Raw genomic sequence first — 26,995 nt, 5'->3', positions numbered from 1 at the left:
GTAGACAATATTTGTCTACTGCTTTTTTTGTTTCTATAAGATTGAATATTCTGCGTTATGTAGTTGATTCATTTATAATAAATGGTAACATTTATTGTGCATACAAAATATGATCGTGAAATTAAGAAGAAATTAGTAGAAAGGAGTGAAGGAATGTTTCATACAGACCGTTTACAAATTCGTAAATATACAATGGATGATTTACAGTTCTACGCTTCACTATGGGGAAACGAAAAAGTAATGCGCTATATTGGAAATGGGACGTTAAAAACATATATGCAATGTAAAAAAAGTTTGGAGGAGTGGGTAATTCCTAGCTATAAAAATGGCCTCGGTTTATTTGTATTAATTGAAAAGGAAACGAGGATACGGATTGGTCATGCAGGATTAGTAAAGCAGCAGATAGATGGAAAAGAGGAAATTGAAATTGGTTATTGGTTATTACCTCAGTATTGGGGAAAAGGCTATGCGAAAGAAGCAGCGGCAGCATTTCGAGACTATGGCTTCCAAGCGTTACGAATGAATAAATTAATTTCTCTTATTAATCCGGACCACCCCGCCTCAATCTTTGTTGCTAGAAAAACGGGGCTTAGTTATGAGAAAACAACTTCATTTCATGGGATGGATGTTCTCGTTTATTCCATTAGGCGCATTGGATGAAAAAAGGTTAATTTCATTTTTTGAAGAATGGTATATAAAAATAAAGGGGGGATTACATGTACATTTATCATAATGGACTTATTATTCGTGAGGGAACGAATGGTGTACCTGCATATGCAATTAAGACTTTATTCGAAGATGCCGGTTGGAGCAATGATAATATCCCTTCTTGGCAAATTGAAAAATTCACGATAGCATTTGAAAATTCAACATGGGCATTCACAATTTGGGATGAAGAAGAGATGGTTGCGATGGTTAGAGTCATTTCTGATGGAATCATGGTCGCGAACATAGTAAATTTAGTTGTGAAATGTGAATATAGAGGGAAGGGATTAGGTAAGAAACTTGTCGCTCTTTGTTTGCAAAAGCTACCACATGGTGACTGGTTTGCACATACTTCTGCGAACAATTTTGATTTTTATAGAAGCTGTGGATTTGAAGTTAGAGAGCTATCGAGAAATGGAACATGTGCGTATTATGGATATCAAGTCGCGAGAAGAGATGGTCACCGATAAATGAATGAAAAGTAAAAAGTTTAGCGAGGTAATTTTGAGGCTATTGATAATAGAGAATGGATTGAGGCTCATTTTATGATAAAATAAAAGAAAATTCTGTTTATTGTTAGGGGGATAAAAATGAGCATAAAAGTTGGGGATGTATTTAAATATGAAAGAAGATTTACTGAGGAAGAGGTTTTTGAATTTGCAAATATTACCGGAGATAAAGGCAGACACCATGTGGAATATGATGAAAATGGAAGATTAATGGTCCATGGTTTATTGACTGCTAGCATTGGAACGAAAGTAGGCGAAGAATTACATTACATAGCAAGAGAATTAGTAAGTGAGTTTATTAGACCAGTTTTCACAGGAGATACAATCACTTGTGAATTAACTTTAACAAATGTTGAGCAAATGGAAGGCTATAAAAAAGTTTCAATCGAGTCAGTTTATCGCAATCAACACGAAAAGACTGTACTAGTGGGGACAAGTTATGGAATTATAAGGGGATAAAAAAGAAGCCTGTTTAGCAGGCTTCTTTTTTATTATTTAGTAAACACGTTTTCGATTTTCCGCATAACTAGAGATGAGTAGTAATGCAGTTTCTTCTCCTATATTACGAACAATATGAGGAACGCATGCATTCCATGAGAAAGAATCACCTTCTTCTACAATTGCAATATCTTCACCGTGCTGAACTTCTAGTTTTCCGCGTAATACAAGGTGACATTCTTCCCCTTCATGGGCATTTGGTGAGTTTTCTTTCGGGAATCCAGTAGGTATTTCTACTAAAGATAGGCGAAGGCCCCCTTGCTCAGCGACATGTTCAATTCTTTGTTCATCTTTTCCGTATACACTGTATTTCCGTTCTTCTTTTTTGACAATTTTTAATCGATCTTTTTGCTCTAACAATAAATAGGGAAGGGGAACGTTTAAAAAGTTGGAGATCGTTTCTAAAGTTGAAATAGATGGTGATGTTTTATTATTTTCAACCTGACTCATAAATCCTTTAGAAAGACCTGTTCCCTCGCAAATTTGTGCGATTGTTATGCCTCTACGTTGACGAATTTCACGTATTGCAGAACCAATATTCATAAAATCAAGCTCCTTTTTGTAAACAACTATTTGTATCATAGCAAAAAAAATATATATTTTCCCAGTGAAAATGAATTGACGAATAAAAAAAATTAGTGTATGTTTTTTAATGTAAATAAAAGTTTTGTATAAGAAAACTATAAAGGAGAGAAAGAAATGAATCAACATATTGGTAACTTAATTATTCGTATCGTGTTAGGGGTAACATTCTTCATGCACGGTTTAACAAAATTCCAATCAGGAATTGACAATATTGCAGGGTGGTTTACAAGCATTGGTTTACCAGGAGGACTTGCATACGGTGTAGCAACATTTGAATTAGTTGGAGGCCTATTATTAATTCTAGGTTTAGGTGTAAGATATATTGGATTATTATTTGCACTTGTTATGGTTGGAGCAATCGTAAAAGTGAAATGGTCAGCTGGTTTATTGGGAGATGGAAAAAATCCTGGTTTCGAATTAGAACTTGCATTATTAGCAATGGGTGCATACTTATTTGTTGCAAAAGCTGATGGTTTTGTAGATAATTTCTTAAAAGAAAAAATGTCAAAGAAGAACTAATTTAAATGGGGGCTAACAAGATGAGTTTTCAACTTCATCCCGATACAACACTTGATGTTGTTCATTTATACGTATCTAATGTAAAGAAATCACTAGAGTTTTATACGGAAGTACTAAGTATGAAGGTGCTAAAAGAAGAAGAAGCAGTCGTTACATTTGGGAATGAAAATGATGAACCACTTCTTATCATTGAAGAAAAGAAAGAAGCTTTTCCGAAGCAAAGAGCAAGAACAGGGTTATATCATTACGCAATTTTATTACCAAGTAGACAGGATTTAGCGAATGTTCTTCGTCATCTTGTAGAGATGGTATATCCACTACATGGCGGAGCCGATCATTACTTTAGTGAAGCTCTTTATTTAGCTGATCCAGATGGAAACGGGATTGAAATTTATCATGATCGACAAAAAGAAGTTTGGCGTGATGAGAATGGAGAACTCCCATTTGTTAGTAACCCGTTAGCTGGTGAAGAATTATTACAGCAAGGAAGTACATGGAATGGATTTCCATCTGGTACTGTGATGGGGCATATTCATTTCCATGTAGCTGATTTAGAGGAAGCGAAACGTTTCTATGTTGATGGTCTTGGTTTTGAAGTAACGATCCCAGCTCGTAATGGAGCGTTGTTCGTATCAGCAGGTGGTTATCATCACCATATCGGCTTAAATACGTGGCAAGGTGAAGGGGTGCCACCGCAAATGCCAGGTTCTGTTGGTTTAAAATATTTCACAATTGTACTAGCGGATGAAAAACAAAAAGAGCAAGTATGTGAAAGCTTAAAAAATATTGGCAAGATTGCTACGTACAAAGATGGAATATTACAAGTCGAGGATCCATTTGGACATTGTATCCATTTCAAAATAAAAGGAGAAGCCTAAAAAGGCTTCTCTTTTTTATTTTCTTATAATTGCATTTTCGTTTTGTAAAAATAGTTCATCAAATTGTTTTGCAAGCTCAAAATCTAGTTTCGTTAAACCTTTTGCATTCCAAGATGACAAAGTAATAATAACTGCTTTATACTGGATAAGGATAAATGGATGGTGATTATGTTCTTCTGATAGTTTGGCGGCTTCAGAGACAAATTCGACTCCTTTTAAGTAGTCGGAAAACATATATTTTCGTTCAATCCATTTCTCATCTTTTACCATCCATTTATCTACCTTCAATAATTCCTCGTGAACTTCTTCTTCAGTTAATCTTAGCATCATTTTTCACATCCTTTACTGGAAGTAACGCAAGACCATTGTTAATAAGGCGTGTTACAGCTTCGTCAGTTGTGAAAGTAGAAAGTTGATGTAGTAATGCTGCCGATGTTTCATGCCCTTTGTTATGCTCTAAAAGTAACTCTAATACTTCAAGGCGCAGCAACCATTCTTTCGCATAAAATTTATTTAATACTTCTTGAATTGCTACTAATTGATCGATATGCGCGTCATGTAAAATCCCCTCACTTCGAATATCTCGAACTGTTTGATACATACGTTCAAGTTCATTCAGTACAAGTGGAGCAGGAATTTCTTGAACTTCTTCATCCATTGGGAAAAATGCTGCTGCATCTGCGGCACCTGGGAATACTGAAGTGATTTGTGAGCCAACAGCCATATCAAATGCGCCCCATGAAGCATCAAATAAAACGCGGGCGTTATAAGTAACTGTACAATCGATAAAGGAAATAAGGGCAATTTTCTTATCGTTTTTCACAATATCTGTTACTGTTCCTTTTACATGAATACCACTTGCAAAAGTAAACTCAGCGATAGTTCCAATTGTAACTCCTAATGATTGTAGTTGTTCGTCTGTACAATTTTCTAATGCAATATTTTCAGTGAGTAATCCAATTGGTGTTCCAAATCCGTCACTGTGTACAGAAGTAGAATGATTCGCTAACTGTTTATTATGAAGCGCTAATGCTGTTGGCGAATTTGTTCGCATGTAAATTAATTCACCTGCATCGTTTTCAATTGTCTCGCTAAATGTACCTGTAATTTGTAATCCGCTATTTAGCTCAGCTGTTGCATAGTTCTCAGAGCGAATTGCTTTTTCTAAACCTTCTTTTCCACCTGTTTTAAAGGCCATTGTTTTAGAAAATGTTTCAAGCGCATCTGTTAATTCTTCAAAGGACTTACAAACAAAAAGTTGTGGTTGCATTTTTGTTACGTCATAAGTTGTCCCTGTACATGCTTCGATAGAAAATGGAACTTTTTCTACAGCGTCTGTTAAGCAATGTTTGCTTTCGCCAACAGAAGAAAGGAGACCAGCACCATATATTTTTGGATCATCTATATTTCCAATCAATCCATATTCTACTGTCCACCAGAAAAGACGTGAAATTTGTTCAGCTTCTGATAAACCAGAAACTAAGTTTTGTTTTTCAATTACAGCATTTTCAGCAGCCTTAACTTCATCAGGAGTAGAAGTAGGACTTTCTTTTACTATCGTTAATGTACGAACAGCTTCAAATGCATCATGTTCTTCTTTTGTAGAGAAAGCTTTTGCACCAATTTGCCCAAAACGTTTCACATATTTTGCATATGTAGGATCAAGTAAAATCGGTGCGTGTCCTGCGGCTTCGTGTACGATATCTGGAGCTGGTGTGTACTCGATATTTTCTACTTTCCGAATATCTGTTGCGATTGGTAGTAATCCGTGTCCTTGAAAATCGAAGAATGCTACGCCGGGAATAAGTCCGTCAATCGTTACAGCGCCCCAGCCACTTGGTGCCAAACACTCATTCATTTCTTCTACTTTTGGAATTGAATCTATATTAATACCAGATGATTGTAGTCCGTTCACATAGGCTGGATGAGCAACGTCTTTTAAGAAGCTATGATTTTGTCTCATAATATAACGCCACACAGCGTGATTCACCGGTGTGTATTGATCATAATGTTGTGTGGATACGAATGGTTTTAAATGCGATGGAATTTCTGTTTTCTTTGTCATTTAGACATCCTCCTTTTTTTCAATAAAATTGAATATCGATTTCGTATAGCTTGTATCACCTCCTTTCATTTTTGTAAGCGCTTATAAAATTTTATCATAAGATTCGGAATTATTTAACATATGTTTCTATGAGAAATAGAAAAAGCCCCTATCGGAAAATCCGATAGGGGCGAAAGAATCGCGGTACCACCCTATTTGTAAGTGAAAATATACTTACATCTCAATTAATGATAACGGAAAAATTCCGTCTTTTCCTTCATACATAAAAGCACTACGAAAAAGAAGCTCCAGAATTGTAATTCATACTTATATATGTGCTAATTTCCACCGACCATTAGCTCTCTGTAACAGGGATATAAGATACTACTGCGATTCTTTCAACGCGTATATATGAAATTGTGTAAGAGGATGGATGCAAAAAAGTCCCTATCGGAAAATCCGATAGGGACGATAAAAATCGCGGTACCACCCTATTTGTAAACAACTAATTGTTTACCACTCACTTTACGATAACGGAAAGATCCGTCTTTCTCTTCATGCATAAAAAGCATTACGGGAAAGAAGCTCCAGAATTGTAATTCACGCTTGTATATGTACTGATTCGCACCAACCATCAGTTCTCTGAGACAGTGATATAAGTCGCTACTAGTATTCCTTCAAAGCCGATATATAATTCGTTCAACTAAACTATGTTTTGTATTATAAAACTATATTAAAAAAATTGTCAACAAAAATTTTTTATCCCGTGTTAATGAGCAGTAAAATTCCTACCTCAAAATTCAGTGGAAGTAAAGAAGTAAGATGGGAGCCTAACTGCTCGTGAACCCCCGATTGGTGAAGGCTAATAATCAGTGGGGATGAATGAAATCTCCACTGATTAAAGTTTCACTTTATTTCACTTCTAAATTAACAGTTAAATTAGAGGTATTGCCAGCTGCATCAGTTGCTACAATGTGAATAGTATTTTTTCCTTCTTGTAATTGAGTACGATCGAAATAAATGTCATAGCTTTTCTCCCAAGGGTTCAGGAATGCCTGTTCCCATAAACCATTTCCGTTAGTTTCATATTGCATTCTCACTGGAATGCCAGGTGCTATCCAACCAGATTCTGACATCCAATCTAGTAGAATATCATCAACTTTTCCTCTAATTACAAGATTTTCTTGGTCAACCTCATGTGTTAACTTAGGTGCAGTTCGATCAAGGAATACAGCAGCTGTTTGCTTTGTTTCTCCGCCAGAATTAGAAGCAACTGCTTCAATTTGATATAAACCATCCGCGAGTGGTGATCCATCTACTTTTGTACCATCCCATTTGAACGGTTTATAACCTGCTGTTTCATTTTTACCTTCATAAATGATTCCTTCGTATGTTACACGTTCTTTTGTAACTAAGTTACCATGTAACGTTACATCTTCAACAGGAGAAACTAAATAGTAGTTGATGAGATTATCATCTAATATGTTATCCCCGTTTGGACTAAAAGTAGAATTCACAATTTCGAGACCATCAATTCGTTTATAATCTTTAGGATCGATACTAAATGTAAATGGAATTCGAATTTCTTCTTTTGCTCCTTGCTCTTTTACATATACATTCCCAGTATACACACCTTGTGGTAGTGAGCTATCGACAGTGATAGTAAATGGTTTTTCCGTATTACTATTTGGTTGTACGCTAATCGATGAAGGAACAGAAGCTTTTACTTTTGTTTTTGTGGTTGCATCTAGTAATTCTACACGAGTTGAAAAGCTTTTCTTTTTACTAGAAAGATTTTGTAACGTAATATTTTGCATCAGTTTTACTTTACCACTGTTTGGCTTTATAAGACCGAAGCTGATATTGTTAGGCTTTACTAATACATTTGTTTGAACAGCTTTTGGAATGTTAATTAAGCCAGATCCTTGCGTCATAACAGGATACGTATTTTCATTAACATCTTTTAAAGTTTTTGCTGTATTGGCAAGTGATGCTTTTAATTGTTCCGTCGTCCAATCAGGGTGCATTTGACGCAGGAGGGCAACCGCTCCAGCTACTTGCGGAGCAGCCATACTTGTTCCGTTATGCGATTCATAGCCGCCTCGTGGTACTGTACTAGTAATTTGTACGCCAGGTGCAACGATATCTGGTTTTATAAGCCAGCTTCCTTGTGACGGACCTCTGGAACTAAAGTTTCCAATTAATTCAGTCGGAACCGGTTGGCTAATTTTTATATTTTTCTTGCGCTTTGTAATTAAGTTTTTCAACTCTTCACCGTTTACATTGGATAATTGCATAACTGGAAGGGCTAGGTTTTCACGTGTAAAGTATTCAGGCATAATATTGATTTCTTTTTCTGTAGAAATGAATAGTACACCAATTGCACCAGCTTGCTTCGCTTGTTCAGCTTTTACTAACGTACTAGAAGTACCTTGTAAAACAAGTGCAAATTTTCCTTTCACATCTTGTTTTGCATAATCGCTTGGATTACCATAGCCAACATATACAAGTGGAGAAGCATTTCCTATTGGGAAATCTGATTTTGATAACGGTAATCCTTGGTAGGTTTTGCTGGAACCAGCTATTTGTAATGTTGGAAAGGGAATAGAAACTGTAGATGCTCCAACTGATATTACGCTACTTGCATTCCCAGGTGCATCAACAGACCAAGGTTTTGGACCATCATTTCCATTGGAAACGACTGCAGTAACCCCAAGCTTTGCTGCACGTTCTAACGTTAAAGTTACAGGCTGATCAGGTACATTTAAATCTTGTCCAAGGGATAGATTTAACACATCAGCACCATCTTGAATTGCTCGTTCAATACCTTGAATAATATCATCTGTTGTACCAGTACCACCGTCATTCATGACACGATAAGCTAAAATAGAAGCATTTGGAGCAACGCCTTTAATTTTTCCATTACCAGCAATAATTCCAGCTACATGAGTACCATGTACGTTACCATCCATTGGATCGTTGTCTTCATCGACAGTGTCATATCCACCAATATAATTTGCCTTTAAGTCAGGGTGTGTATAGTCTACGCCAGAGTCGATAATAGCTACTTTCATACCTTTTCCATCAAGAGGTTTGCCACAGGGGTCTTTTAAATTCCAAGCTTCAGGCGCACCAATTGTCGGTCCACCGATATTAGGTACTTCTTCGTTAGTAGCGCTTTTCGTTGTTTCGTGCAATTTATATGTTAAGTTCGGATAGATTGTCTTTACTTCAGGTAAAGAAGCAAGAGCAGTAATTTGATCTCCTGGAACTGAAATAGAGAAACCGGAAAATAACGTATTATAAACTTCTTTAATTTTTGCACCAGGTGCTTTTTCTTTTATTTTCGTAGTCGTCTCTTGTTGTGCTTTTTTTAGCTCGGCATGATAAGACTGTGCATTACTATTTTGTAAATCTGGAGCATGCTGAATATTACTTTGAGCAGCGAGAGGTGCATGTTGCAATTCTACAATTACTGATATTTCTTTTGTTGTTTTCGTTTCAACATTTTGAGCAATTTTATGTTCTCCCCACTGTTCAATCGTTGTTTTTAATTGTGGACTAAATTGCTTCTCCTTTTGCATTGATTCAGCATGGGCGCTTAAAGCTCCAAAACTAGAAAAGACGAGTACCATACTTAATAGTGTAGATGTAGTTTTTTTCATTGAGACTCCCCCTAATAAAAAGTGCTAATATTCCGAAATATAATCTTACAAATTTCTCTTAAATTACATAATCGGATGTTAGCTAAACTATATTTTCGGCATAATTCATACTAATCCTCTATGAATTGAAAATTTCTTGAGAAATTTTTTCTGATTATGTCGAATAGGTATTTTTCACATATTGTAGGTGGACATTGAGGAATGCTATGAGGGAAATGGAGGAGTGTTATGAAAAAGGCTATAGCAAGTGTCACCGCATTATTATTCATATTTTTAAGTTCAATTACTATTACTAAAGCAGAAAATAGTGGAGTGAAAATTGCTTTTATTCGTCATCATGACCTCTGGATTAAAGTTGATGGAAAAGAAAAACAACTTACAAAAGGAAAATACATAACAGGACCGAAATGGTCATATGATGGGGAGTGGCTAGCATATGTAAAAGGGAAGAAACAAAGTACTCTTGAGTTATATCGGCTGAAAGATGGAAAGAAAGTTACGCCGTTTCACTTAGAAGTATCAAATTATCAATGGTCACCAATAGAAAATATAATTGCATTTATATTTACAGGTACATTACATACATTTGAGGTAGAAAAAAAGAATGCTGATTTTGAAAATGTATCAGCTGGTGTAGGTGATTATGCATGGTACCCTGATGGAAAGAACTTTCTTATATCATCTGAAGCACACTTACTTCCAACAGGATGGACAGGAGCCCAGCTATATGAAGTGCAAAAAGATGCACATATGAATCCTCACAAAATGAAGCATTTGTATGCATTGCCAAATGAGCATGATGATTTTCTAGCGCTAGTTGCAAGTGGATTTGAGTGGTCACCAGATCGAAAGTGGATTTCATTTTTAGCGGTACCGACAGCTTCATGGTCAGCTGATAGTAATACGCTTTGCTTAGTTCGAGCAGATGGCAGCCGGTTTGAAAAGATAGACCAAATGTTATTAAACACACAATGGTTCAAATGGGCGCCATCTAGCAACATATTAGCCTATATTGAAGGAAGCGGGAGAGTTGCGTTAGAGAATAAACATTTAAAAGTAAAAGAATTGCCAGTACTTCAGCAGAACACATTTACGCCGAAAGGATATGTCGATTGGGATTTTGCATGGAAGAACCACAAAGTAATTATCGTTTCGAGGGCAAAAGAGGCAGGAATAGAAACTCCGCCGGAAAAAAGGCCACTGCCATCTTTATATGAGATTGATCGTACAAGCGATAAACAACATCAAATTACAAAGCCACCTCATGAGCAGGGTGATTATCATCCAATCTTTATAAAGAAGAGCAATCACTTAATATGGATACGTTCAGACCGTAAGAAAGCCAATGTATGGCTTGCCAATAGTGATGGAAAGCAAGAAAAGAAGTGGATTGAAAATATAGATGTACCAGCGTGGTATTATGAGAAATGGAATTGGGAAAATGTCATTTCGGTGAAAGAAGAATAAAAAATCTGCCTAAAAGATAATTTTAGGCAGGTTTTTATTGTTATTTATGTGTTTTATTTGGCTTCTTTTTCGCGGGGTTTCCGTTCCCCTGACGTTTTCTATTTTGTTCATCTTTTGCTTGTTTTTCATGCAGTGTATCTAAAAAATCATTCGAGTTACTCATTTTTATATCGCTCCTTTCATTTCGTCCTAATTACTATATCCATTTAGGAGGATAATCATGAGATAAAAGTTAAGCACTTAGTTTTCTTCTATAGTATACGTAAAATATGCCATACGTAATAAATAGCATAAATAAAATTTGTAGCTCTACATTTTCTTTTAAAATAGTTGCGACAGAAGGTGGTAAGTAAGGTGACGCGTTGCTCGTTTCTACACCTAACCATTTGTTTAAGAGGTTAATGATACAAAACATAAAAACACCAGACCAGCTTGCAATAATTGCTTTCTGCTTAATTTTTGTTTCCCGTTCATCATCTGTAATCCAAGGATTAGCAGTTTTATCACTACTAAAAAATCCGTTTATATATACCCATATGATCATTCCGATTAAGATGGTTATCCATTTCATATTTGTGATTCCCCTCTCTCTTGTAAAAAGTATTTGACATATCGGTTTTTTATATAGCAGGAATAATGGATGAGATAGGGAAGAAATTATGTTGAAGGATTTCATAGAGAGAGGAGGGTGGGTATGAAACTCGTCTTTGTTCGGCACGGTGAAGGAGAACATACAAAGGACTTGCCGTCAAGTTTACAAGTGTTGCATCCCCCATTAACGGATGAGGGAAGGAATCAGGCTAAATTACTTCAATGCAATGTGCCATTGCAAGAAACGGATATATTAATTGCTAGTCCTACACTTAGAACTTTACAAACGGCGACAATATGGAGTGAGAAGGTAGCTTGTCAAAAAATCGTCCATCCATATGTATCCCCGCGTATTTTTCCTTATCGAGAAGAAGCGAGAACATTACCGTGCGATTATATAGTAGATCAGGGAATGATAACAAAGTTATTTCCGCATTTTTCGATAGAGAAAAGCTCAAATAATCAGTTATGGAAGGAAGGTATAAACACTATTTCAAAGAATAGTTTTCAGCAAATAGTAGATGAATTTCTTCTTTGGTGTTATGAACTGAGTGTTGAAAGAATTTGCATTGTATCCCACGATGGAACAATTACAGCATATAGGCAATATTTACAGAAAGTCGTTTTAACTAGATCAGATTTTTTGCAGGAAACGGGCATATATGAAATGGATTTATACAATAAAATTCTGATTGATAAGGGCTGATTATAGGATGGGGTTGTATGTTGAATATTGCATTAGTAGTTGGTTTTAATTCGGATTTAGAGGCGCAATCAATCCGAGCATCTCTTGAATATTTTGGTGCAAGGGTTGTGACATATTGGATTGGTAGACCGAAAGATTTTGTGGAAGTTCTTTCTGGAAAGAACTTATTTAATGGTATTAATTATATTATTTTTTGCTTTCATGGTGAAGAAGGGAAGTTTGTCATGGAAGAGTTAGGCGAAGAAGTATATGAACAAGATGAACCGAGAGGGTATTTTGGTACAGAAGAAATTTATGAATATGCAAAATTGCATAATACACATATTGTAAATAGCGGGTGCACGTTAGGGGAGCAAAATCTAGCAAAATCTTTTTTACATAGTGGTGCGAAATCGTATATTGGATCGATTGATTATGTAGATGGAAATGCAGCACTTATGTTTACTATACGCTTATTTTATGGGGTTATTAACCATGGGAAAACGTTAGAAGAAGCGTTTCAAGAAGCAAGTTTAATTGATGAGGAGACACATACATTTCGATTCTATAATTAGTGTGAAACACGTTTATTCTATATTCGAATAAACGTGTTTCACATTTAACTCACATTTTTTTTACAATTTTTTCAATGAAAATGATTATCACCTGTGGTATGATATGTTCAAGTTTTTACAGGTAATAAAAGTTACTATATAAACGTTAGTTTTTAATGTTTCATACACATGTCACGGATTATTCATAATTAACGTTTGAAAAATAAGTAACTAATGTTATTATATTATCTGTAACTAATTTAATTACAACTTTAGGAGGAAGATATGGTTATTCAATTTTTAAGAGAAAACAAAGCAGTTTCTTTTGTATTAGCAGTAATTCGAGTATATCTTGGTTACACATGGTTAATGGCTGGAATCGGTAAACTACAAGGGAAAGGATTCGATGCAACAGGTTATTTGCAAGGTGCAATTGAAAAATCTAAAGGTGCACAACCGGCTGTTCAATCTTGGTGGGCATCATTCTTACAAGAATTTGCAATTCCAAATGTAGATTTGTTTAATACACTTGTAACATGGGGAGAAATTTTAGTAGGAATTGGTTTAATTGTAGGCTGTTTAACAAAAACAGCGGTCTTTTTTGGCCTTGTAATGAACTTTTCCTATATGTTTAGTGGGTCAATTGGAGTGAATCCTGAAATGGTTATCTTATCTATGTTCGTTCTGGTTTCTGGTATGAATGCTGGTAAATTTGGAATTGACGGCTTCGTTATCCCAAAAGTATTAGGATCAAAAACTCAAAAACGCCAAAAGCAAGCTGCTTAATATATGAAAACGGGTATCTCAAAATGAGATACCCGTTTATGTTATTTTTCAGATTGTATCGGATTGTTTTTAAAGAATTCTTTTACATAACCAACAAATTCTTGTGGCTCTTGACGAAACGGTGCATGATAACCTTTTTCGATAATATGGAAGGTACTATTCTTTAAGAATTGATGATACGTTTCTCCTTCTTTCCATGAAACGCTACTATCATTTCTTCCCCATATAATTAAAGTTGGCTGTTTCATTTCATTTGCATTAATTTTAAGACGCCTAGGCCATAATTTCATTTTATTATAATGCTCTTCATCATTACGTTTGAATTTCACTTTGCTTTTATCATAATCTGCAATAGAAGAAACGGCATTTAAATCAGTCGACAATTGTGGTTTTGGTGAGCCTTGTTTATTAACGAATGTATGAGGGCCACCTGTAGCATCAGTTAAAATAAGGTGAGTAACTGCTTCAGGATATAAATATGTTAAATTTAGAGAAATTTCTCCCCCCATGGAATGACCCAGTATTGCGAATGAATCATACCCTAGTTTTTTCATTAATTTATAATACAAATTTGCATGAGTTGGAAAAGAATAATAAAAATCCATTGGTTTAGATGAGCGCCCGAATCCTAAAGCATCTACAGAAATAATTGTATGATCTTTTGCTAAATCGGAGTAAATCTTTTGAAAACCATCTGATGACCCTCCAAAGCCATGAATCATAAGTAAAGGTGGTTTTTCATTACCAATTTTTTTAAAGTAAATGGTTTGACCATCTATTTCTACCATTTTTTCCTCGGTAGCTAGTTTCGCTGTAATTGTATTTTTCACTTGCTTTACTTGTTCTACTGGCTTTTCTGTTGCACTACATCCTACTAATAGTGTAAGAGTAAGACAACCTACCATAAAATAGCTAAATCGCTTCAATTAGGTGTCTCCTTTCTAACATAACGCTGTATCTATCATAGCAAATAGCATATTACGATTTCCAGGAAGTCGGCTACCATTTTTTATCATAAGCGGTGAAAGGAGCGTTTCTTGGAAATTTTCTGTTTGAAGAAATTTACGAAATGTAAATTGTGAGTGTGGGACATCAATTCGTACTATACCATTCCAACATTCACATATCTTTTTTAATAATTGAATAGCATCTTTTTCTTGCTTGGCGATAAGTGGATTGATACATAATATATTGCCCTTTTGTATGCATAATGAAAAAGCTTCTATACAGTTATTTCTTTCAATTTTAAAAGAGTGTACGGCCCTTGGTAGTAGCAAAGAGTAAAGTAGAGAACGATTCATACCAGTTGCAATTTGATCGAGAGAAGTAAGAGATATAAGGTCTTCTTCTTGTACTTCTTGTAAGTGAGAAGGGTCCGTCTTAATAGTTTGCTTTTCAAAACGATGAATCTTTGTTGCTGTTTGAAATCCGCATGATGTGTATAGAGGTTCGCCAGCTTTTGTCGCAATAAGTGCAATGGGTTGTTTTGGATGAATTTGTTCCAAGCAATGATTTAGCAACATGCGCCCTATTCCTCGTTTTTGAAAATTAGGGTGAACGATTAACATACCAATGGAAGCGAAGTTACGTGTAAAGGGAAATACTCCTCCAGTCGCAATGAGTTTGTTTTCATGAATGTAACCTACAAGTGTGCCGATAGAAAGATACATTTCGAATTGTTTTTTCATAAAAATTTCATCGTGTAACCATCCAACAGATTTGCAAAGATTAAGTAATTCAAAAATAAAAGACTCATTTAGCTTTACTATTTTCATAAAGGCTCACCGCATTTCTATTTATTTTCATAAAAATAGAGTCAAAATGTAAAAAAGAGATTTAGGTTAATAAATGAAATCCAACTTGTTTATATTTAAATTGTAAAGGGCGGGATGATTGATACCAAAAGACAAAGTTATACAAATTATAACTGATATTTACATAAGTTAACAAAAAATTTACATACAGCTAATTTTCTCTTAATAGTCTTCCATTAAATTTGATAGTGGGAAATGAATAACCTAATTAGGGGGACAAGACAGTGAAAAAGTTTGTGAAAAAAGCATGGCCATTTGCAGTTGTGGCATCATTAGCAGTTACTTCGGTAGCAACATGGAATTTTACTCGTTCTAGTGAGGTTAATGCAGATGAGAACGGAAGCAATGCAAAGATTAAAAATGTTATCGTATTAATTGGGGATGGTATGGGCCCTTCATATATGACGGCTCACCGTTATATGAAAGATAATCCGAAAACCTTTGAAATGGAATCTACAGAATTTGATAAGCATCTTGTAGGAACACAAAAAACATACCCAGAAGATGAACATGAAAATATTACAGACTCTGCATCGGCAGCAACAGCTATGTCAGCAGGGATTAAAACATATAATGCTGCAATTGCAGTTGATAATGATAAAGCGGAAGTGAAAACAGTTCTTGAGCAAGCGAAAGAAAAAGGGAAATCAACGGGACTCGTTGCAACTTCTGAAATTACACATGCAACACCAGCTGCTTTCGGTGCGCATGACATTAGCCGTAAAAATATGGACGCAATTGCAAATGATTATTTTGATGAGAAAATTAAAGGGAAGCATAAGGTAGATGTTATGCTTGGCGGCGGCGTAAAGAACTTTGTTAGAAAAGATCGTAATCTTACAGAAGAGTTTAAGAAATCTGGTTATAGCTATGTAACGGATAGAGATCAATTGTTAAATGATAAAAATGATCAAATTCTTGGTTTATTTGCACCAGGTGGATTAGATAAAATGATTGACCGTAATGAAAAAACACCTTCATTAGAAGAAATGACTAATGCAGCAATTGAGCGTTTGAACAAAAATAAAAATGGTTTCTTCTTAATGGTGGAAGGAAGTCAAATCGACTGGGCTGGACATGATAATGATATTGTTGGTGCAATGAGTGAAATGGAAGACTTCGAAAAAGCTTTCAAAGCAGCGATTGAGTTTGCGAAAAAAGATAAAAATACGTTAGTTGTTGCAACGGCAGATCACGCTACTGGTGGCTTATCTTTAGGTGCCAATGGCGAGTATAACTTTAAAGTAGAACCAATTAAAGCTGCAAAGCGCACACCAGACTTTATGGCAAATGAGATTGCAAAAGGTGCAAATGTAGAAGAAACATTGAAAAAGTATATTGATTTACAATTAACTCCAGAAGAAATTCAAGCTGTAAATGATATAGCTCCGTCAAAAGATGTAACAAAGATTGATAATGCAATTGAAGATATTTTCAATAAGCGCTCGGTTACAGGCTGGACAACGGGTGGACATACAGGGGAAGATGTGAACGTGTATGCATTTGGTCCAGGTAAATACTTGTTCTCTGGCGTTCAAGAGAATACAAATATAGCGAAACGTGTCTTTGATATTGTTGGCGGTGGCGATCCGAATAAAGGAAGACGCTAATTAAGAGCGAAAGTGAGGCGAAATGCCTCACTTTTCTTTTTAGGAGTTGGGAATATGGAAAAATTATTTAGAAAATTAAGGTTCCTTTTAGTATTTGTAGTATTACTAGTTGGATGTCAACAAGAAGAGAATAACGTAGAACAAAAATCTACTACTAAAAAAACTGAGGAAAAGGTACAAATACCAAAAGAAGAAGAGAGATCTATTCAAGATGTTATTAATGCATTTGTGCGAACGACGAATGAAAAAAATCTTGCAGAACATATGGAGTTATTTTCAAAGAAGATGCCTAGTGCCGAAGACTTAAAAATACAAAAAGAAGCCGCATTTCAAAAGGGAAATAAGAAAATTGAATTGGAACATATAGATATGAAAGTTAGTAAAGTAGGGTATGTTATTGTTGAAACGAAAGAAAAGGAAGTAGACGACAGCATTACTCTTCAAAAGAAAGTACAGTATGCCCTTGGAAAAGAAGAGGATAAATGGAAGATTGAAGAGGTTCGAATAATAGAGAAAAAATAACGTGAAACTTTAATAAGTGTAGGAGTCATATTTCCCAAAATGGTATAAAAAAAGGTTCTCATTGGCGAGAACCTTTTTTTATAGTGGTAGCATAATTTGATTTGAGCATGCCTCAATATCATCAATATCTTGACGAATTGTGGCCATTTTATTATCAAGATCTTCAGCTTTCATTGCTGCATCATGTAGTTCATCTTTTAAATACTCCGGTATTTTCCCTTCATATTTATAATAAAGTTTGTGTTCTAAACTTGCCCAAAAGTCCATTGCCAGTGTACGTAACTGAATTTCTGCAAATACATCTTTTGTACCAGAATTTAATGATAAAGGGTATTTAATAATCATGTGTAAACTTTTATATCCGTTTCGTTTTGGGTTAGCGATATAATCTTTTACTTCTATGACTTCCATATCTTCGCGTTTTTGAATGACTTCTTTCAAATGATAGATATCTTCTACGAAGCAACATGTAATACGAATACCAATAATATCTTGTAAATGTGTTTGAGCGTTTTCAACTGTTGGTAATAAGCTTTTGCGCTCTAGTTTTTTAATAATACTCTCAGGTTGTTTTAGTCTTGTTTTTATATGTTCAAACGGGTTGTAATCCTCTAGAAATTGAGCTTCCCGGTTCATAATTTCAAATTTAGTTTTTAACTCTTCTAAAGCAAATGTATATGGTAATACAAAAGCTTTCCAGTAGTTAACTGTTGATTGATTATATTCCATTTATATACACACCTTTTCCTATTTGCAAGTGAGGTCGTTATTATACTAAATACCAAATCATATAAGCGCAAGCAGCAAATGATGAGATCATAAAGCGATATTTAGTTTTCATACTTTCAACTCCTTTCGAGTAAGATTTTATATAAATAAACGTGATTGTTAATAAGTTCACTATGTACAGTTTCTATAGTAATAGATTCGTGTGAATTTCGTATGAACTAATTGTTTCAGCTTTTTGTCTTTTTTGCTGTTAATCATAATTATTATTCGAATTTAAAGTGTTTTTATTTTATTTATCTATTTGTATAAATTAATGTATATTTAAATTTATAGTTAAATTTATAGTTATTGAGGAGGATATATGGTGAACTTTGAAGAATTAGCAATTGCTAGACGTTCTGCAATGAAATTTATACAAGGTATAGAAATCTCTAATGAGGACTTTAAAAAAATATTTGAGTTAACTAAGCTTTCTCCATCTTGCTATAATTTGCAGCACACACATTATGTTGTAATTCGTGATCAAGAGCGAAAAGAAAGATTAAAAGAATTAGCTTTCGGTCAATATAAAGTATCGAGTGCATCAGCGGTAGTGCTCGTTTGTGGTGATAAAAAAGCATACCAAAATGTTGAAAATATTTACTTCGGTATGAAAGTTTTAAAAATGATTGATGAATGTGAATATGAAGATACAATTAGGCAAACGAAAGGTTTATATGAAGGAAAAGGAGAGCGTTTCATGGAGGATGAAGCGATTAGAAATGCTTCGTTAAGCGCGATGACTTTTATGTACGCAGCTAAATATTATGGCTATGATACATGTCCAATGATTGGTTTCGATGAAAAAGCAGTACAAAGTGAATTAAATATGCCGGAGCATATAGTACCTGTTTTAATGATTACGATAGGAAAAAGTGATACGACTAAAACTCGCCCACGAGGATATCGAAAGCCGATTAGTGAGTTTGTTACATACGAAACATTTTAATACAAAGCATAGATTACTTAAACAAAAGGGTTCTATTTAGACCCTTTTGTTTTGTAATTGACAAATAGAATGAAGTTATATAATATATAAATCGTAATCATTACGTTTTAGTTTGCAATCTTAAAAAGAAAGGAGAATTACATATGCGTGTAAATATTACACTAGCTTGTACGGAGTGCGGTGATCGTAATTACATTTCTAAAAAAAATAAACGAAACAATCCAGAGCGCATCGAACTAAAAAAATATTGTCCACGATTAAAGCGAGTAACGTTGCATCGTGAGACGAAGTAGAAGACTAGAGATATCTCTAGTCTTTTTTTGTTTATATTTTTTGGTTGTGTTTGTTATAATTACCTTAAATTGTAATAAAGGGAGCGGTATGATGAATCAAAAAGATAAAGAAAGAAAAGAGCAGGTGGCTCATATTATTAACATTCCAGATGATTATAGGCTTGTTGTAGATGATCAAGAAGGTGTGGATGACCCATATCATCTATTATGGTGGGAGCATAAAGCGGATGAGGAGAGAACAATACAGATTACGTTGAATAGACATACTGGTAGTTTAGTTGACCTTAGGATAGAGGATGAAAAAGCTTTTTCGAGCGGTGAGGAAGCGATAGAGGAAAATAAAGCAAGAGCGATTGCAAATACATTCTTAAAAAAATATACAAAAGAAGGATCTGAATTTTATACATATGTAACTGTTAAGGATGACAGGCGCAGTTGGAAAGAAGTAAATTATATGCAAGAAGTGAATGGCTATCCATTGCCGAATACAGGGTGTGTTGTGCGAGTTCATCCTTCAGGAAATATTGTGAATTTCCATTATAATGGACAAAAAGCGATAGAGAAAAAGCCGTCATGGCCAAGTGAAATTGTTGAGGAGAATGTCGTTTTAGAAAATTTGAAAGCTAGACAAGATATGAGACTTGTATTTGTAGATTTAACATACTCTTCGTGGGAGTATGAAAACGGGGAAGAAGTAAAAGGGTACCATCTTGTATATGAACCAGAGCCTAGTCATGCATTTATTGATGCAAGTACAGGCAAAGATTTATACGGGCCAGAACATTATAAATTACCTTCTACAGTACTTGTTGATAAACCGCTAAAGAGTAGTCAAAAAAAAGATGTGTTTGATTTATTTGATTGGGGCAAGGGGAAGTTTGTCAAAATAGATGAAAAAGTAGATGAGGATGAAGTCCGGATAAAATTTGTATTAAAAGAAGAATTACAAAAAGAAATAGAAGAGAAGGATTCATATTCAATGGATGAGTTTTATAAAAAACATTTTCCAATGTTGAAACATGATGAATTCGTTGTAATTACTCTAGATAAAGAAACAAATCAATTGCTTTCTTTTTTTATGTGGAAGGATGAGAAAAAAAGGAAAACAATCTTATCAAGAGAGCAATGTTTAAGCAAGGCACTTCAATTTTTAGAGCATATTATCCCAGATGCGACAAAGTATGTTCAACTTTGGGATAATTATGAGGAGGAAGAGGGGATAGAGAGGTTTTCCTTTTCAATCTATGTAAATGACATTCATGTAGAGCGGAAATATATTATGATCAACATCAATGCAGAAAATGGTGCTGTGATGCACTACTCTGGAGAGTGTGGCAACTTTATAAAAGAATTACTTACATATGAAACAACACCAAAAGTAACAAAAGAAAAAGCATTAGAAATATACAGAGAGGCTATCCGAGTTAAATTAGAATGGTTTGTAGATCATGATGCAGAGGAAACGGTATATCAATTGCTGTATAAACAAACAACGGATGAGAATTATAAAGAGTTCTTCGACGGTAGTCGAGAAATTCGTTATATTGATGCCAAAACTGGGAGAAAGATTTGGAGTAAGTAAAATAAAAAGAGTTATTTTTCAAAGAAAATAACTCTTTTTATTTTTATACTTTGCCTGTTCGTTTTTCAAAAGTAAATGTGATAGGAAGATGGGAAGAAGAATTATCACTTTTAAATATTACGTTCCATTCTTTAGTATGGGCTTTAATTTCAAAATTAAGAAGATTCATCGCTCTACGTTTATCTATTTCTAAAAACATATTATGAATTTCTGGTTCTTGCTGTAAATTAAAAGCTTTTAGTGTGACTGTAAATGTGAAAAAATTCTGCCCTTCATATACTATTTTTGATATTTTTGTTTTTTGTGTATTTAACAGTATATAAAAACGGTCTGATGGAGTTAATTGTACAGAGTCATCAGTAATTTCATTCTCGCTATTATGAAGTTCAACTAAGAAAGATGTACTATGGGAAGAATCTTTTTTGCTTGTAATCTGTAATTCAGTAGGAATCATCGGTATTTCATAAAAATCATTCCTTATTATGTTATTATAATCCTCTGAAAATTTACGGACTTCTTTTGGAAAAGAGTCTTCTTGTGTACTTAAAAAAGTTTTATGTTGATTTGGAGTTTTTTTACTAAAATTTAATGTTTCTTTAAAGTAATAATTGGAACCAGTTAAAAATAAAAAACTACAAATTAATAAAAAAATTCGATACGGATTTTGAAAGTGAAAGAACAGTAGTATACATGTAATAATTCCAATTACATAGAAAATAAAGATAAGTAGTTCTAGTTTTGAGTGAAACGAGAAACCATAGTTATGAAAAAAATTTATTCCAGTTATAATTTGAGCTCCAAAAAATAAAGAAATTCCAAATTGAAAAAATAATAAATCAGGCCCTCTTTTAATAACAAAAGTAATGAACGAAATGAAAAGTAAAAATACCCCTAAATAAATTGTTACATTTAATAATCTATCTAATGTAATCATGAATAGTGTCCCCTTTAATAGCATATTCATATAAATAACAATTTTATTTAATTATAATATAACGATAAAATATTTTAAATGTTGGAAGTGTTGAGTTTTATAAATAAACTGTACAGACACAAACAACCTCACGCCCACATACACATAATAAAGACCACTATTTTGGCGGAGGTGAAAGGTTTGAGTCTATTCGCCGCAATTGGATACATGGTTCGAGAAGTGTTTGTCTTTGTTTCTTATGTAAAGAATAATGCGTTCCCGCAGCCGTTATCATCAGATGATGAGAGAAAGTACTTAGAGTTAATGGAGCAAGGTGATGCTCAAGCGAGAAATCTTTTAATTGAACATAATTTACGGCTTGTAGCTCATATCGTTAAAAAATTTGAGAACACAGGAGAAGATGCAGAAGATTTAATTTCAATTGGTACGATCGGGCTCATTAAAGCGATCGAGAGCTATTCTGCAGGAAAGGGAACGAAGCTTGCGACGTATGCAGCACGCTGTATTGAAAATGAAATTTTGATGCATTTACGTGTACTAAAGAAAACGAAAAAAGATGTTTCACTTCATGATCCAATCGGGCAAGATAAAGAGGGCAATGAAATATCGCTTATTGATATATTAAAATCAGAGTCTGAAGATGTAATTGATATGATTCAGCTTAGTATGGAGTTAGAAAAAATTAAAGAGTATATCGATATTTTAGACGAAAGAGAAAAAGAAGTGATTGTGAAACGTTTTGGACTTGGGCTAGATAAGGAGAAAACACAGCGGGAAATCGCTAAGGCACTTGGTATTTCTAGAAGCTACGTATCACGGATCGAAAAGCGTGCTTTAATGAAAATGTTCCACGAGTTTGTAAGGGCAGAGAAAGAGAAAAAAGCGAAAGAGTAAAGTGTATTAGAAGCAGCCATATTTTAAAATGGGCTGCTTTTCTTATTGTAAATAAGAAAAGAAAACGCGTTATGCTAAGAAGAAATACATGTTCACTGTTGAAAATGACGGATTCTATCTGTAATATTAGAAGGTGCTAAATAATTTAAGAATAATACCATACTTAGTTTTCTGTATGTATAATAAGGCTGCTTTATATGATATGTGGGAATAAGAACCAATTTTACATATGATATAGAAAGAAAAGAAGGGAAAACTAAAGTTATAGACTGATTAGGGGGTTTCGCAATTTGCGACGTACATTATATCGACTTATGATAGAACTTACAAATGGTCGCTTTACTTCTTATATATTACGTAAATTTGCACAATCTCGTTTGAGCTCTATCATTATTCCATCGTATGCGAAAGTTTTTCAAATTAATCAAGATGAGATGGAAAAGGGTTTGAAGGAATATAGAACATTGCATGAATTATTTACGCGTAAGCTAAAAGAAGGAAAGCGTAGTATTGATGCAGATGCATCGAGTATCGTTAGTCCTGTTGATGGTGTTTTTGCAGATCATGGTCCTATTGAGGATACAAAAACATTTGATATTAAAGGAAAGCGTTATTCGATTGTGGATATGCTAGGTAATGAAGAACGTGCACAGCGATATGCAGGTGGTACATATATGGTTATTTATTTAAGCCCAAGTCATTATCATCGTATTCATAGTCCGCTTTCTGGTTCTGTGACTGAAAGATTTGTACTCGGTAGAAAATCATATCCGGTAAATGCAGCTGGTATGGAATACGGGAAAGAACCACTGTCAAAAAATTATCGTTCTGTTACAGAAGTAAGCAGTGATGGCGAGCATATGGCTCTTGTAAAAGTAGGTGCCATGTTTGTTAATAGTATTGAGCTTTTGCATGAGAGAGACACTGTTCAAAAAGGTGAAGAAATGGCATACTTTACATTTGGTTCAACAGTTGTGTTATTGTTTGAAAAAGATATGATAGAAGTAGTGCAGGAATTAAAGAGTGGACAAGAGCTTCGTCTTGGTGAAAAAATAGCTACTCGCTTAGCTCATAAATAAAGAAAAGCTTTTATAACCGTAAGTAAGAGTTATGGGCAAAGATACTTAATGATGAAATCCCCTAGATGGGAGTACTTGTTTATTCGAGAGCCATCGTAGGATGGCTCTTTTTACAGGGCATCCAATAATGTATCCTTTAACTGTTTAATTGGTACGGGCTGATTAAACTTTCACTCTATATGTAATCAAGATGATTTGACAAGCTTGTCCTCTAATGAGCGTCTAATGATTTCTTGTTTTATAAGTAAAATGAAGTCGGGATTTAATTTTAGTTCTTTTGCTTTATAATAAGACTCAGTGAGTAACTCAGTGGATAACTGTTCCATATGTTTTGTTTTCAAGGTGAGTCACCTCCTAATAATATAAGGATTGATTCGTTGATGCATTTAATGTACCAAAAAAATATGACAGCCACAAACGAGTGGTTATCCACATACCTAGGTGGATAAAGTGTGTATAGTTTGTTAGTAAATTCCAAATTAACTGAAAAATTAATGTGGAAAATGTGTACAATTTTATCCACAGGTTATATATCGAAAAATGTTGTCGAAAAATTTTATGAAAAATCCTCAAAGAGGTGAAAGAAATTGAAACTATTTTTACCAAATGAATATGTAAAAAATGTATATCATGTTCAACCAGAAGATTTAAAAAAACGTGGGATTAAAGGCGTTATTACTGACTTAGATAACACTTTAATTGAATGGGATCGTCCTAATGCAACGCCGCAACTTGAAAAATGGTTCTTGGAGATGAAAGAGCAAGGCATCCAAGTAACGGTCGTTTCAAATAATAATGAGCAACGTGTGAAAGATTTTGCTGATCCATTAGGTATTCCATTTATTCATAGTGCACGTAAACCATTTGTTCGCGCATTTAAGCGTGCGATACAAGAGATGCGTTTGCAGCCAGATGAAGTTGTAGTAATTGGAGATCAGTTACTGACTGACGTGCTTGGTGGAAACCGAGTAGGCCTTCATACAATTTTAGTTGTACCGGTGGCACAAACGGACGGATTAGTAACGCGCTTTAATCGAAAAATCGAACGAAGAATTATGAAAAATATGAAGAAAAAAGGTTTAATTAACTGGGAGGAATAAAGTTTGACTGAAACAATTAAATGTATTGGTTGCGGTGTAGAAATTCAAACAGAAAATAAAAACGAAGTGGGGTATGCTCCTGCCTCATCTTTAGAAAAAGAACAAGTCATTTGCCAACGCTGTTTTCGCTTGAAACATTATAACGAAATTCAAGATGTATCGTTAACAGATGATGACTTCCTACGCATTTTAAATGGAATTGGAAAATCAGATGCATTAGTAGTCAAAATTGTAGATATTTTTGATTTTAATGGTAGCTGGTTACCTGGCTTACATCGTTTCGTAGGAAATAATAAAGTATTACTTGTTGGAAATAAAGCTGATTTAATTCCAAAGTCAGTAAAACATGATAAAGTAAAGCATTGGATGCGCTATAGTGCAAAGCAGCTAGGATTAAAACCAGAAGATGTCTTTTTAATTAGTGCAGCGAAGGGACAAGGAATTGCTGAACTAGCAGAGGCTATTGAGTATTATCGCGGCGGCAAAGATGTTTATGTTGTTGGATGTACGAATGTAGGGAAATCGACATTTATTAATCGTATGATTAAAGAATTTAGTGATGAGACTGAAAATGTAATTACAACATCTCATTTCCCAGGAACAACACTTGATTTAATTGATATCCCGTTAGATGAAGAATCTTCTTTATATGATACGCCAGGTATTATTAACCACCATCAAATGGCTCACTATGTTGGAAAACAAAGCTTAAAGCTTATTACACCAACAAAAGAAATTAAGCCGATGGTGTTCCAATTAAATGAAGAACAAACATTGTTCTTTAGTGGACTGGCACGTTTTGATTATGTAAGTGGCGGTCGTCGTGCATTTACTTGTCACTTCTCGAATCGTTTAACAATCCATCGTACAAAGCTTGAGAAAGCAGATGAATTATATAAAAATCATGCTGGAGATTTACTAAGCCCGCCAACACCAGAAGAATTAGAAAATATGCCAGAGCTAGTGAAATACGAGTTTAATATTCGTGAACCAAAAACGGATGTTGTATTCTCTGGATTAGGATGGGTTACTGTGAACGAACCGGGAGCAAAAATTGTTGCACACGTACCAAAAGGAGTAAGTGTTTCATTGCGTAAATCTTTAATTTAATATGGAGAGGGATTTATGAAACAATTATATGGTGTAATCGGAAATCCAATTGGACATTCACTATCACCCGTTATGCATAACGATGCATTTGAACACTTGAATATGGATGCCCATTATCATGCCTTTCTTGTTAAAGAGGAAGAGCTAGGGGAAGCAGTAAGAGGTTTAAAAGCATTAGGTATTTCAGGATTTAATGTAACAACTCCGCACAAAGTTGCGATTATGGATTATTTGGATGAGATTGACCCGCTAGCAAAACAAATTGGTGCGGTAAATACAGTGGTTCATAAGGGTGGAAAGTTGATTGGCTACAATACAGATGGAATTGGTTTTGTCCGAGCATTGCAGTCCGTTAGTAGTGAACCACTTCAAGAGAAACGTATTTTATTGCTTGGCGCAGGTGGTGCTAGTCGAGCGATTTATTTTTCTCTTGCCGATGTAGGTGTGAAAGAGATTGATGTAGCCAATCGTACAGTAGATAAGGCGAAAGAACTTATTGCTGCATGTACGGCTACTGTTCATTCTGTTCCTTTATCTTTAGAAAAAGCAACAGAAGAGCAAGGGAATTATGATATTATCATTCAGACGACAACGATAGGTATGCATCCACGCGTTGAACATACGCCGTTACAAATTTCTTCGTTAAAAAAAGGAACGATTGTATCAGATATAATTTATAACCCATTTGAAACGAAAATTTTATGCGAGGCGAAAGAGCAAGGTGCAATCATTCAAAATGGTATTGATATGTTTGTTTATCAAGGTGCACTTGCGTTTGAAATGTGGACAGGCCGCGCGCCAAATATCGAACGAATGAAACAATTAGTTATAAGAAAGCTTGGAGGCTAACATAT

At 34.6% G+C, this 26,995-nt stretch carries 30 protein-coding genes and 2 other annotated features; of the genes, 19 read left to right on the top strand and 11 right to left on the bottom strand.

Annotation, left to right across the window (positions count from 1 at the left end):
- The first annotated feature begins 81 nt into the window (after positions 1–81).
- From BAQ53_RS20615 to BAQ53_RS20605, 3 genes are all read left to right on the top strand, one after another.
- Positions 82–660 (top strand): GNAT family N-acetyltransferase, encoded by a 579-nt coding sequence (locus BAQ53_RS20615; protein ID WP_000256013.1) that lies wholly within the window; start codon positions 82–84, stop codon positions 658–660.
- A 56-nt stretch (positions 661–716) separates the two neighbouring features.
- Entirely contained in the window at positions 717–1,175 is a 459-nt protein-coding gene (locus tag BAQ53_RS20610) for a GNAT family N-acetyltransferase (RefSeq protein ID WP_000276119.1), read from the top strand.
- 120 nt (positions 1,176–1,295) lie between these two features.
- The gene (locus BAQ53_RS20605; protein WP_000025015.1) at positions 1,296–1,673 is read left to right on the top strand and encodes a hotdog family protein; all 378 of its coding nucleotides are present in this window, start codon (positions 1,296–1,298) and stop codon (positions 1,671–1,673) included.
- A gap of 36 nt (positions 1,674–1,709) precedes the next feature.
- On the opposite strand, the gene BAQ53_RS20600 is transcribed toward BAQ53_RS20605, so the two are convergent.
- Positions 1,710–2,255 carry a helix-turn-helix domain-containing protein gene (locus BAQ53_RS20600; RefSeq protein WP_001020693.1) on the bottom strand — a complete coding sequence of 182 codons (546 nt, stop codon included), beginning with the start codon at positions 2,253–2,255 and terminating at the stop codon, positions 1,710–1,712.
- A 156-nt stretch (positions 2,256–2,411) separates the two neighbouring features.
- On the opposite strand from BAQ53_RS20600, the gene BAQ53_RS20595 reads away from it, so the two are divergent.
- Positions 2,412–2,816, top strand: coding sequence for a DoxX family protein (locus BAQ53_RS20595; protein ID WP_001071553.1), 405 nt, complete (start codon positions 2,412–2,414; stop codon positions 2,814–2,816).
- A 20-nt stretch (positions 2,817–2,836) separates the two neighbouring features.
- Complete coding sequence (locus tag BAQ53_RS20590; protein ID WP_000009836.1) at positions 2,837–3,694, top strand: VOC family protein; 858 nt, start codon at positions 2,837–2,839, stop codon at positions 3,692–3,694.
- Positions 3,695–3,709: 15 nt separating this feature from the next.
- Here BAQ53_RS20590 and BAQ53_RS20585 read toward each other — a convergent pair whose 3' ends face one another.
- The 3 genes from BAQ53_RS20585 to BAQ53_RS20575 all read right to left on the bottom strand — a co-directional run bounded on the left by BAQ53_RS20585 (position 3,710) and on the right by BAQ53_RS20575 (position 9,403).
- On the bottom strand, positions 3,710–4,024 hold the full coding sequence (locus BAQ53_RS20585; protein WP_000979538.1) for a 4a-hydroxytetrahydrobiopterin dehydratase: 315 nt from the start codon (positions 4,022–4,024) through the stop codon (positions 3,710–3,712).
- The gene (locus BAQ53_RS20580) at positions 4,005–5,759 is read right to left on the bottom strand and encodes an aromatic amino acid hydroxylase (protein WP_000163215.1); all 1,755 of its coding nucleotides are present in this window, start codon (positions 5,757–5,759) and stop codon (positions 4,005–4,007) included. Before BAQ53_RS20580 ends, BAQ53_RS20585 begins: the two co-directional genes overlap by 20 nt.
- Before the next feature lie 162 nt (positions 5,760–5,921).
- Positions 5,922–6,149: a binding site (T-box leader), on the bottom strand.
- 50 nt (positions 6,150–6,199) lie between these two features.
- Positions 6,200–6,428: a binding site (T-box leader), on the bottom strand.
- Between the two features lie 221 nt (positions 6,429–6,649).
- Positions 6,650–9,403 carry a S8 family peptidase gene (locus tag BAQ53_RS20575; protein ID WP_208906203.1) on the bottom strand — a complete coding sequence of 918 codons (2,754 nt, stop codon included), beginning with the start codon at positions 9,401–9,403 and terminating at the stop codon, positions 6,650–6,652.
- 228 nt (positions 9,404–9,631) lie between these two features.
- Between BAQ53_RS20575 and BAQ53_RS20570 the strand changes: the two genes are divergently transcribed.
- Entirely contained in the window at positions 9,632–10,870 is a 1,239-nt protein-coding gene (locus tag BAQ53_RS20570; RefSeq protein ID WP_208906202.1) for an eIF2A-related protein, read from the top strand.
- Positions 10,871–10,910: 40 nt separating this feature from the next.
- Here the strand turns inward: BAQ53_RS20570 and BAQ53_RS20565 are convergent, their stop codons facing one another.
- Both BAQ53_RS20565 and BAQ53_RS20560 read right to left on the bottom strand, forming a co-directional pair.
- The gene (locus BAQ53_RS20565) at positions 10,911–11,033 is read right to left on the bottom strand and encodes a DUF4023 domain-containing protein (protein WP_000071861.1); all 123 of its coding nucleotides are present in this window, start codon (positions 11,031–11,033) and stop codon (positions 10,911–10,913) included.
- Between the two features lie 69 nt (positions 11,034–11,102).
- Complete coding sequence (locus BAQ53_RS20560) at positions 11,103–11,441, bottom strand: hypothetical protein (RefSeq protein WP_000871283.1); 339 nt, start codon at positions 11,439–11,441, stop codon at positions 11,103–11,105.
- 123 nt (positions 11,442–11,564) lie between these two features.
- Here BAQ53_RS20560 and BAQ53_RS20555 point away from each other — a divergent pair, with 123 nt between their 5' ends.
- The 3 genes from BAQ53_RS20555 (at position 11,565) to BAQ53_RS20545 (ending at position 13,486) form a co-directional block, all read left to right on the top strand.
- On the top strand, positions 11,565–12,167 hold the full coding sequence (locus BAQ53_RS20555; protein ID WP_000779735.1) for a histidine phosphatase family protein: 603 nt from the start codon (positions 11,565–11,567) through the stop codon (positions 12,165–12,167).
- A 17-nt stretch (positions 12,168–12,184) separates the two neighbouring features.
- Positions 12,185–12,721, top strand: a complete 537-nt coding sequence (locus BAQ53_RS20550; protein ID WP_000931926.1) for a hypothetical protein — start codon at positions 12,185–12,187, stop codon at positions 12,719–12,721.
- A 264-nt stretch (positions 12,722–12,985) separates the two neighbouring features.
- The gene (locus tag BAQ53_RS20545; protein WP_000236609.1) at positions 12,986–13,486 is read left to right on the top strand and encodes a DoxX family protein; all 501 of its coding nucleotides are present in this window, start codon (positions 12,986–12,988) and stop codon (positions 13,484–13,486) included.
- Positions 13,487–13,527: 41 nt separating this feature from the next.
- Here BAQ53_RS20545 and BAQ53_RS20540 read toward each other — a convergent pair whose 3' ends face one another.
- Positions 13,528–14,412: an alpha/beta fold hydrolase gene (locus tag BAQ53_RS20540; RefSeq protein ID WP_000819833.1), complete on the bottom strand. Its 885-nt coding sequence runs from the start codon at positions 14,410–14,412 to the stop codon at positions 13,528–13,530.
- 15 nt (positions 14,413–14,427) lie between these two features.
- Positions 14,428–15,261 carry a GNAT family N-acetyltransferase gene (locus BAQ53_RS20535; RefSeq protein WP_208906201.1) on the bottom strand — a complete coding sequence of 278 codons (834 nt, stop codon included), beginning with the start codon at positions 15,259–15,261 and terminating at the stop codon, positions 14,428–14,430.
- Positions 15,262–15,524: 263 nt separating this feature from the next.
- Between BAQ53_RS20535 and BAQ53_RS20530 the strand changes: the two genes are divergently transcribed.
- Together BAQ53_RS20530 and BAQ53_RS20525 are read left to right on the top strand one after the other, a co-directional pair.
- Positions 15,525–16,910 carry an alkaline phosphatase gene (locus tag BAQ53_RS20530; RefSeq protein ID WP_000714913.1) on the top strand — a complete coding sequence of 462 codons (1,386 nt, stop codon included), beginning with the start codon at positions 15,525–15,527 and terminating at the stop codon, positions 16,908–16,910.
- A gap of 54 nt (positions 16,911–16,964) precedes the next feature.
- Positions 16,965–17,432, top strand: coding sequence for a hypothetical protein (locus BAQ53_RS20525; protein WP_000413043.1), 468 nt, complete (start codon positions 16,965–16,967; stop codon positions 17,430–17,432).
- Positions 17,433–17,510: 78 nt separating this feature from the next.
- On the opposite strand, the gene BAQ53_RS20520 is transcribed toward BAQ53_RS20525, so the two are convergent.
- Entirely contained in the window at positions 17,511–18,161 is a 651-nt protein-coding gene (locus BAQ53_RS20520) for a GTP pyrophosphokinase (RefSeq protein WP_000456230.1), read from the bottom strand.
- A 361-nt stretch (positions 18,162–18,522) separates the two neighbouring features.
- Between BAQ53_RS20520 and BAQ53_RS20515 the strand changes: the two genes are divergently transcribed.
- From BAQ53_RS20515 to BAQ53_RS20505, 3 genes are all read left to right on the top strand, one after another.
- Positions 18,523–19,149, top strand: coding sequence for a nitroreductase family protein (locus tag BAQ53_RS20515; protein ID WP_000245986.1), 627 nt, complete (start codon positions 18,523–18,525; stop codon positions 19,147–19,149).
- A 143-nt stretch (positions 19,150–19,292) separates the two neighbouring features.
- Positions 19,293–19,442 carry a 50S ribosomal protein L33 gene (rpmG, locus tag BAQ53_RS20510; protein ID WP_001265617.1) on the top strand — a complete coding sequence of 50 codons (150 nt, stop codon included), beginning with the start codon at positions 19,293–19,295 and terminating at the stop codon, positions 19,440–19,442.
- Positions 19,443–19,530: 88 nt separating this feature from the next.
- The gene (locus BAQ53_RS20505) at positions 19,531–21,024 is read left to right on the top strand and encodes a YcdB/YcdC domain-containing protein (RefSeq protein WP_050552457.1); all 1,494 of its coding nucleotides are present in this window, start codon (positions 19,531–19,533) and stop codon (positions 21,022–21,024) included.
- 43 nt (positions 21,025–21,067) lie between these two features.
- Here BAQ53_RS20505 and BAQ53_RS20500 read toward each other — a convergent pair whose 3' ends face one another.
- Positions 21,068–21,988, bottom strand: a complete 921-nt coding sequence (locus BAQ53_RS20500) for a hypothetical protein (protein ID WP_003302736.1) — start codon at positions 21,986–21,988, stop codon at positions 21,068–21,070.
- Between the two features lie 150 nt (positions 21,989–22,138).
- Between BAQ53_RS20500 and sigK the strand changes: the two genes are divergently transcribed.
- Positions 22,139–22,852 carry an RNA polymerase sporulation sigma factor SigK gene (gene sigK, locus BAQ53_RS20495; RefSeq protein WP_000051382.1) on the top strand — a complete coding sequence of 238 codons (714 nt, stop codon included), beginning with the start codon at positions 22,139–22,141 and terminating at the stop codon, positions 22,850–22,852.
- 290 nt (positions 22,853–23,142) lie between these two features.
- The gene (locus tag BAQ53_RS20490) at positions 23,143–23,931 is read left to right on the top strand and encodes a phosphatidylserine decarboxylase (protein ID WP_001254988.1); all 789 of its coding nucleotides are present in this window, start codon (positions 23,143–23,145) and stop codon (positions 23,929–23,931) included.
- 185 nt (positions 23,932–24,116) lie between these two features.
- On the opposite strand, the gene sda is transcribed toward BAQ53_RS20490, so the two are convergent.
- Entirely contained in the window at positions 24,117–24,272 is a 156-nt protein-coding gene (gene sda, locus BAQ53_RS20485; RefSeq protein ID WP_000850094.1) for a sporulation histidine kinase inhibitor Sda, read from the bottom strand.
- Positions 24,273–24,518: 246 nt separating this feature from the next.
- On the opposite strand from sda, the gene BAQ53_RS20480 reads away from it, so the two are divergent.
- From BAQ53_RS20480 to aroE, 3 genes are read left to right on the top strand one after another with little or no spacing between them, the layout of a single operon-like run.
- Positions 24,519–25,031: a YqeG family HAD IIIA-type phosphatase gene (locus tag BAQ53_RS20480; protein ID WP_000765314.1), complete on the top strand. Its 513-nt coding sequence runs from the start codon at positions 24,519–24,521 to the stop codon at positions 25,029–25,031.
- 3 nt (positions 25,032–25,034) lie between these two features.
- Entirely contained in the window at positions 25,035–26,141 is a 1,107-nt protein-coding gene (gene yqeH, locus BAQ53_RS20475; RefSeq protein WP_000140801.1) for a ribosome biogenesis GTPase YqeH, read from the top strand.
- Between the two features lie 15 nt (positions 26,142–26,156).
- Positions 26,157–26,990: a shikimate dehydrogenase gene (aroE, locus tag BAQ53_RS20470; protein ID WP_000812084.1), complete on the top strand. Its 834-nt coding sequence runs from the start codon at positions 26,157–26,159 to the stop codon at positions 26,988–26,990.
- Positions 26,991–26,995 lie beyond the last annotated feature (5 nt).

Source organism: Bacillus sp. B25(2016b) (genome assembly GCF_001679765.1).
In the GTDB taxonomy this organism is placed as follows: domain Bacteria; phylum Bacillota; class Bacilli; order Bacillales; family Bacillaceae_G; genus Bacillus_A; species Bacillus_A thuringiensis_K.
The sequence above is the reverse complement of the archived record's forward strand: the minus strand, read 5'-3'. Positions and strand labels throughout refer to the sequence as shown.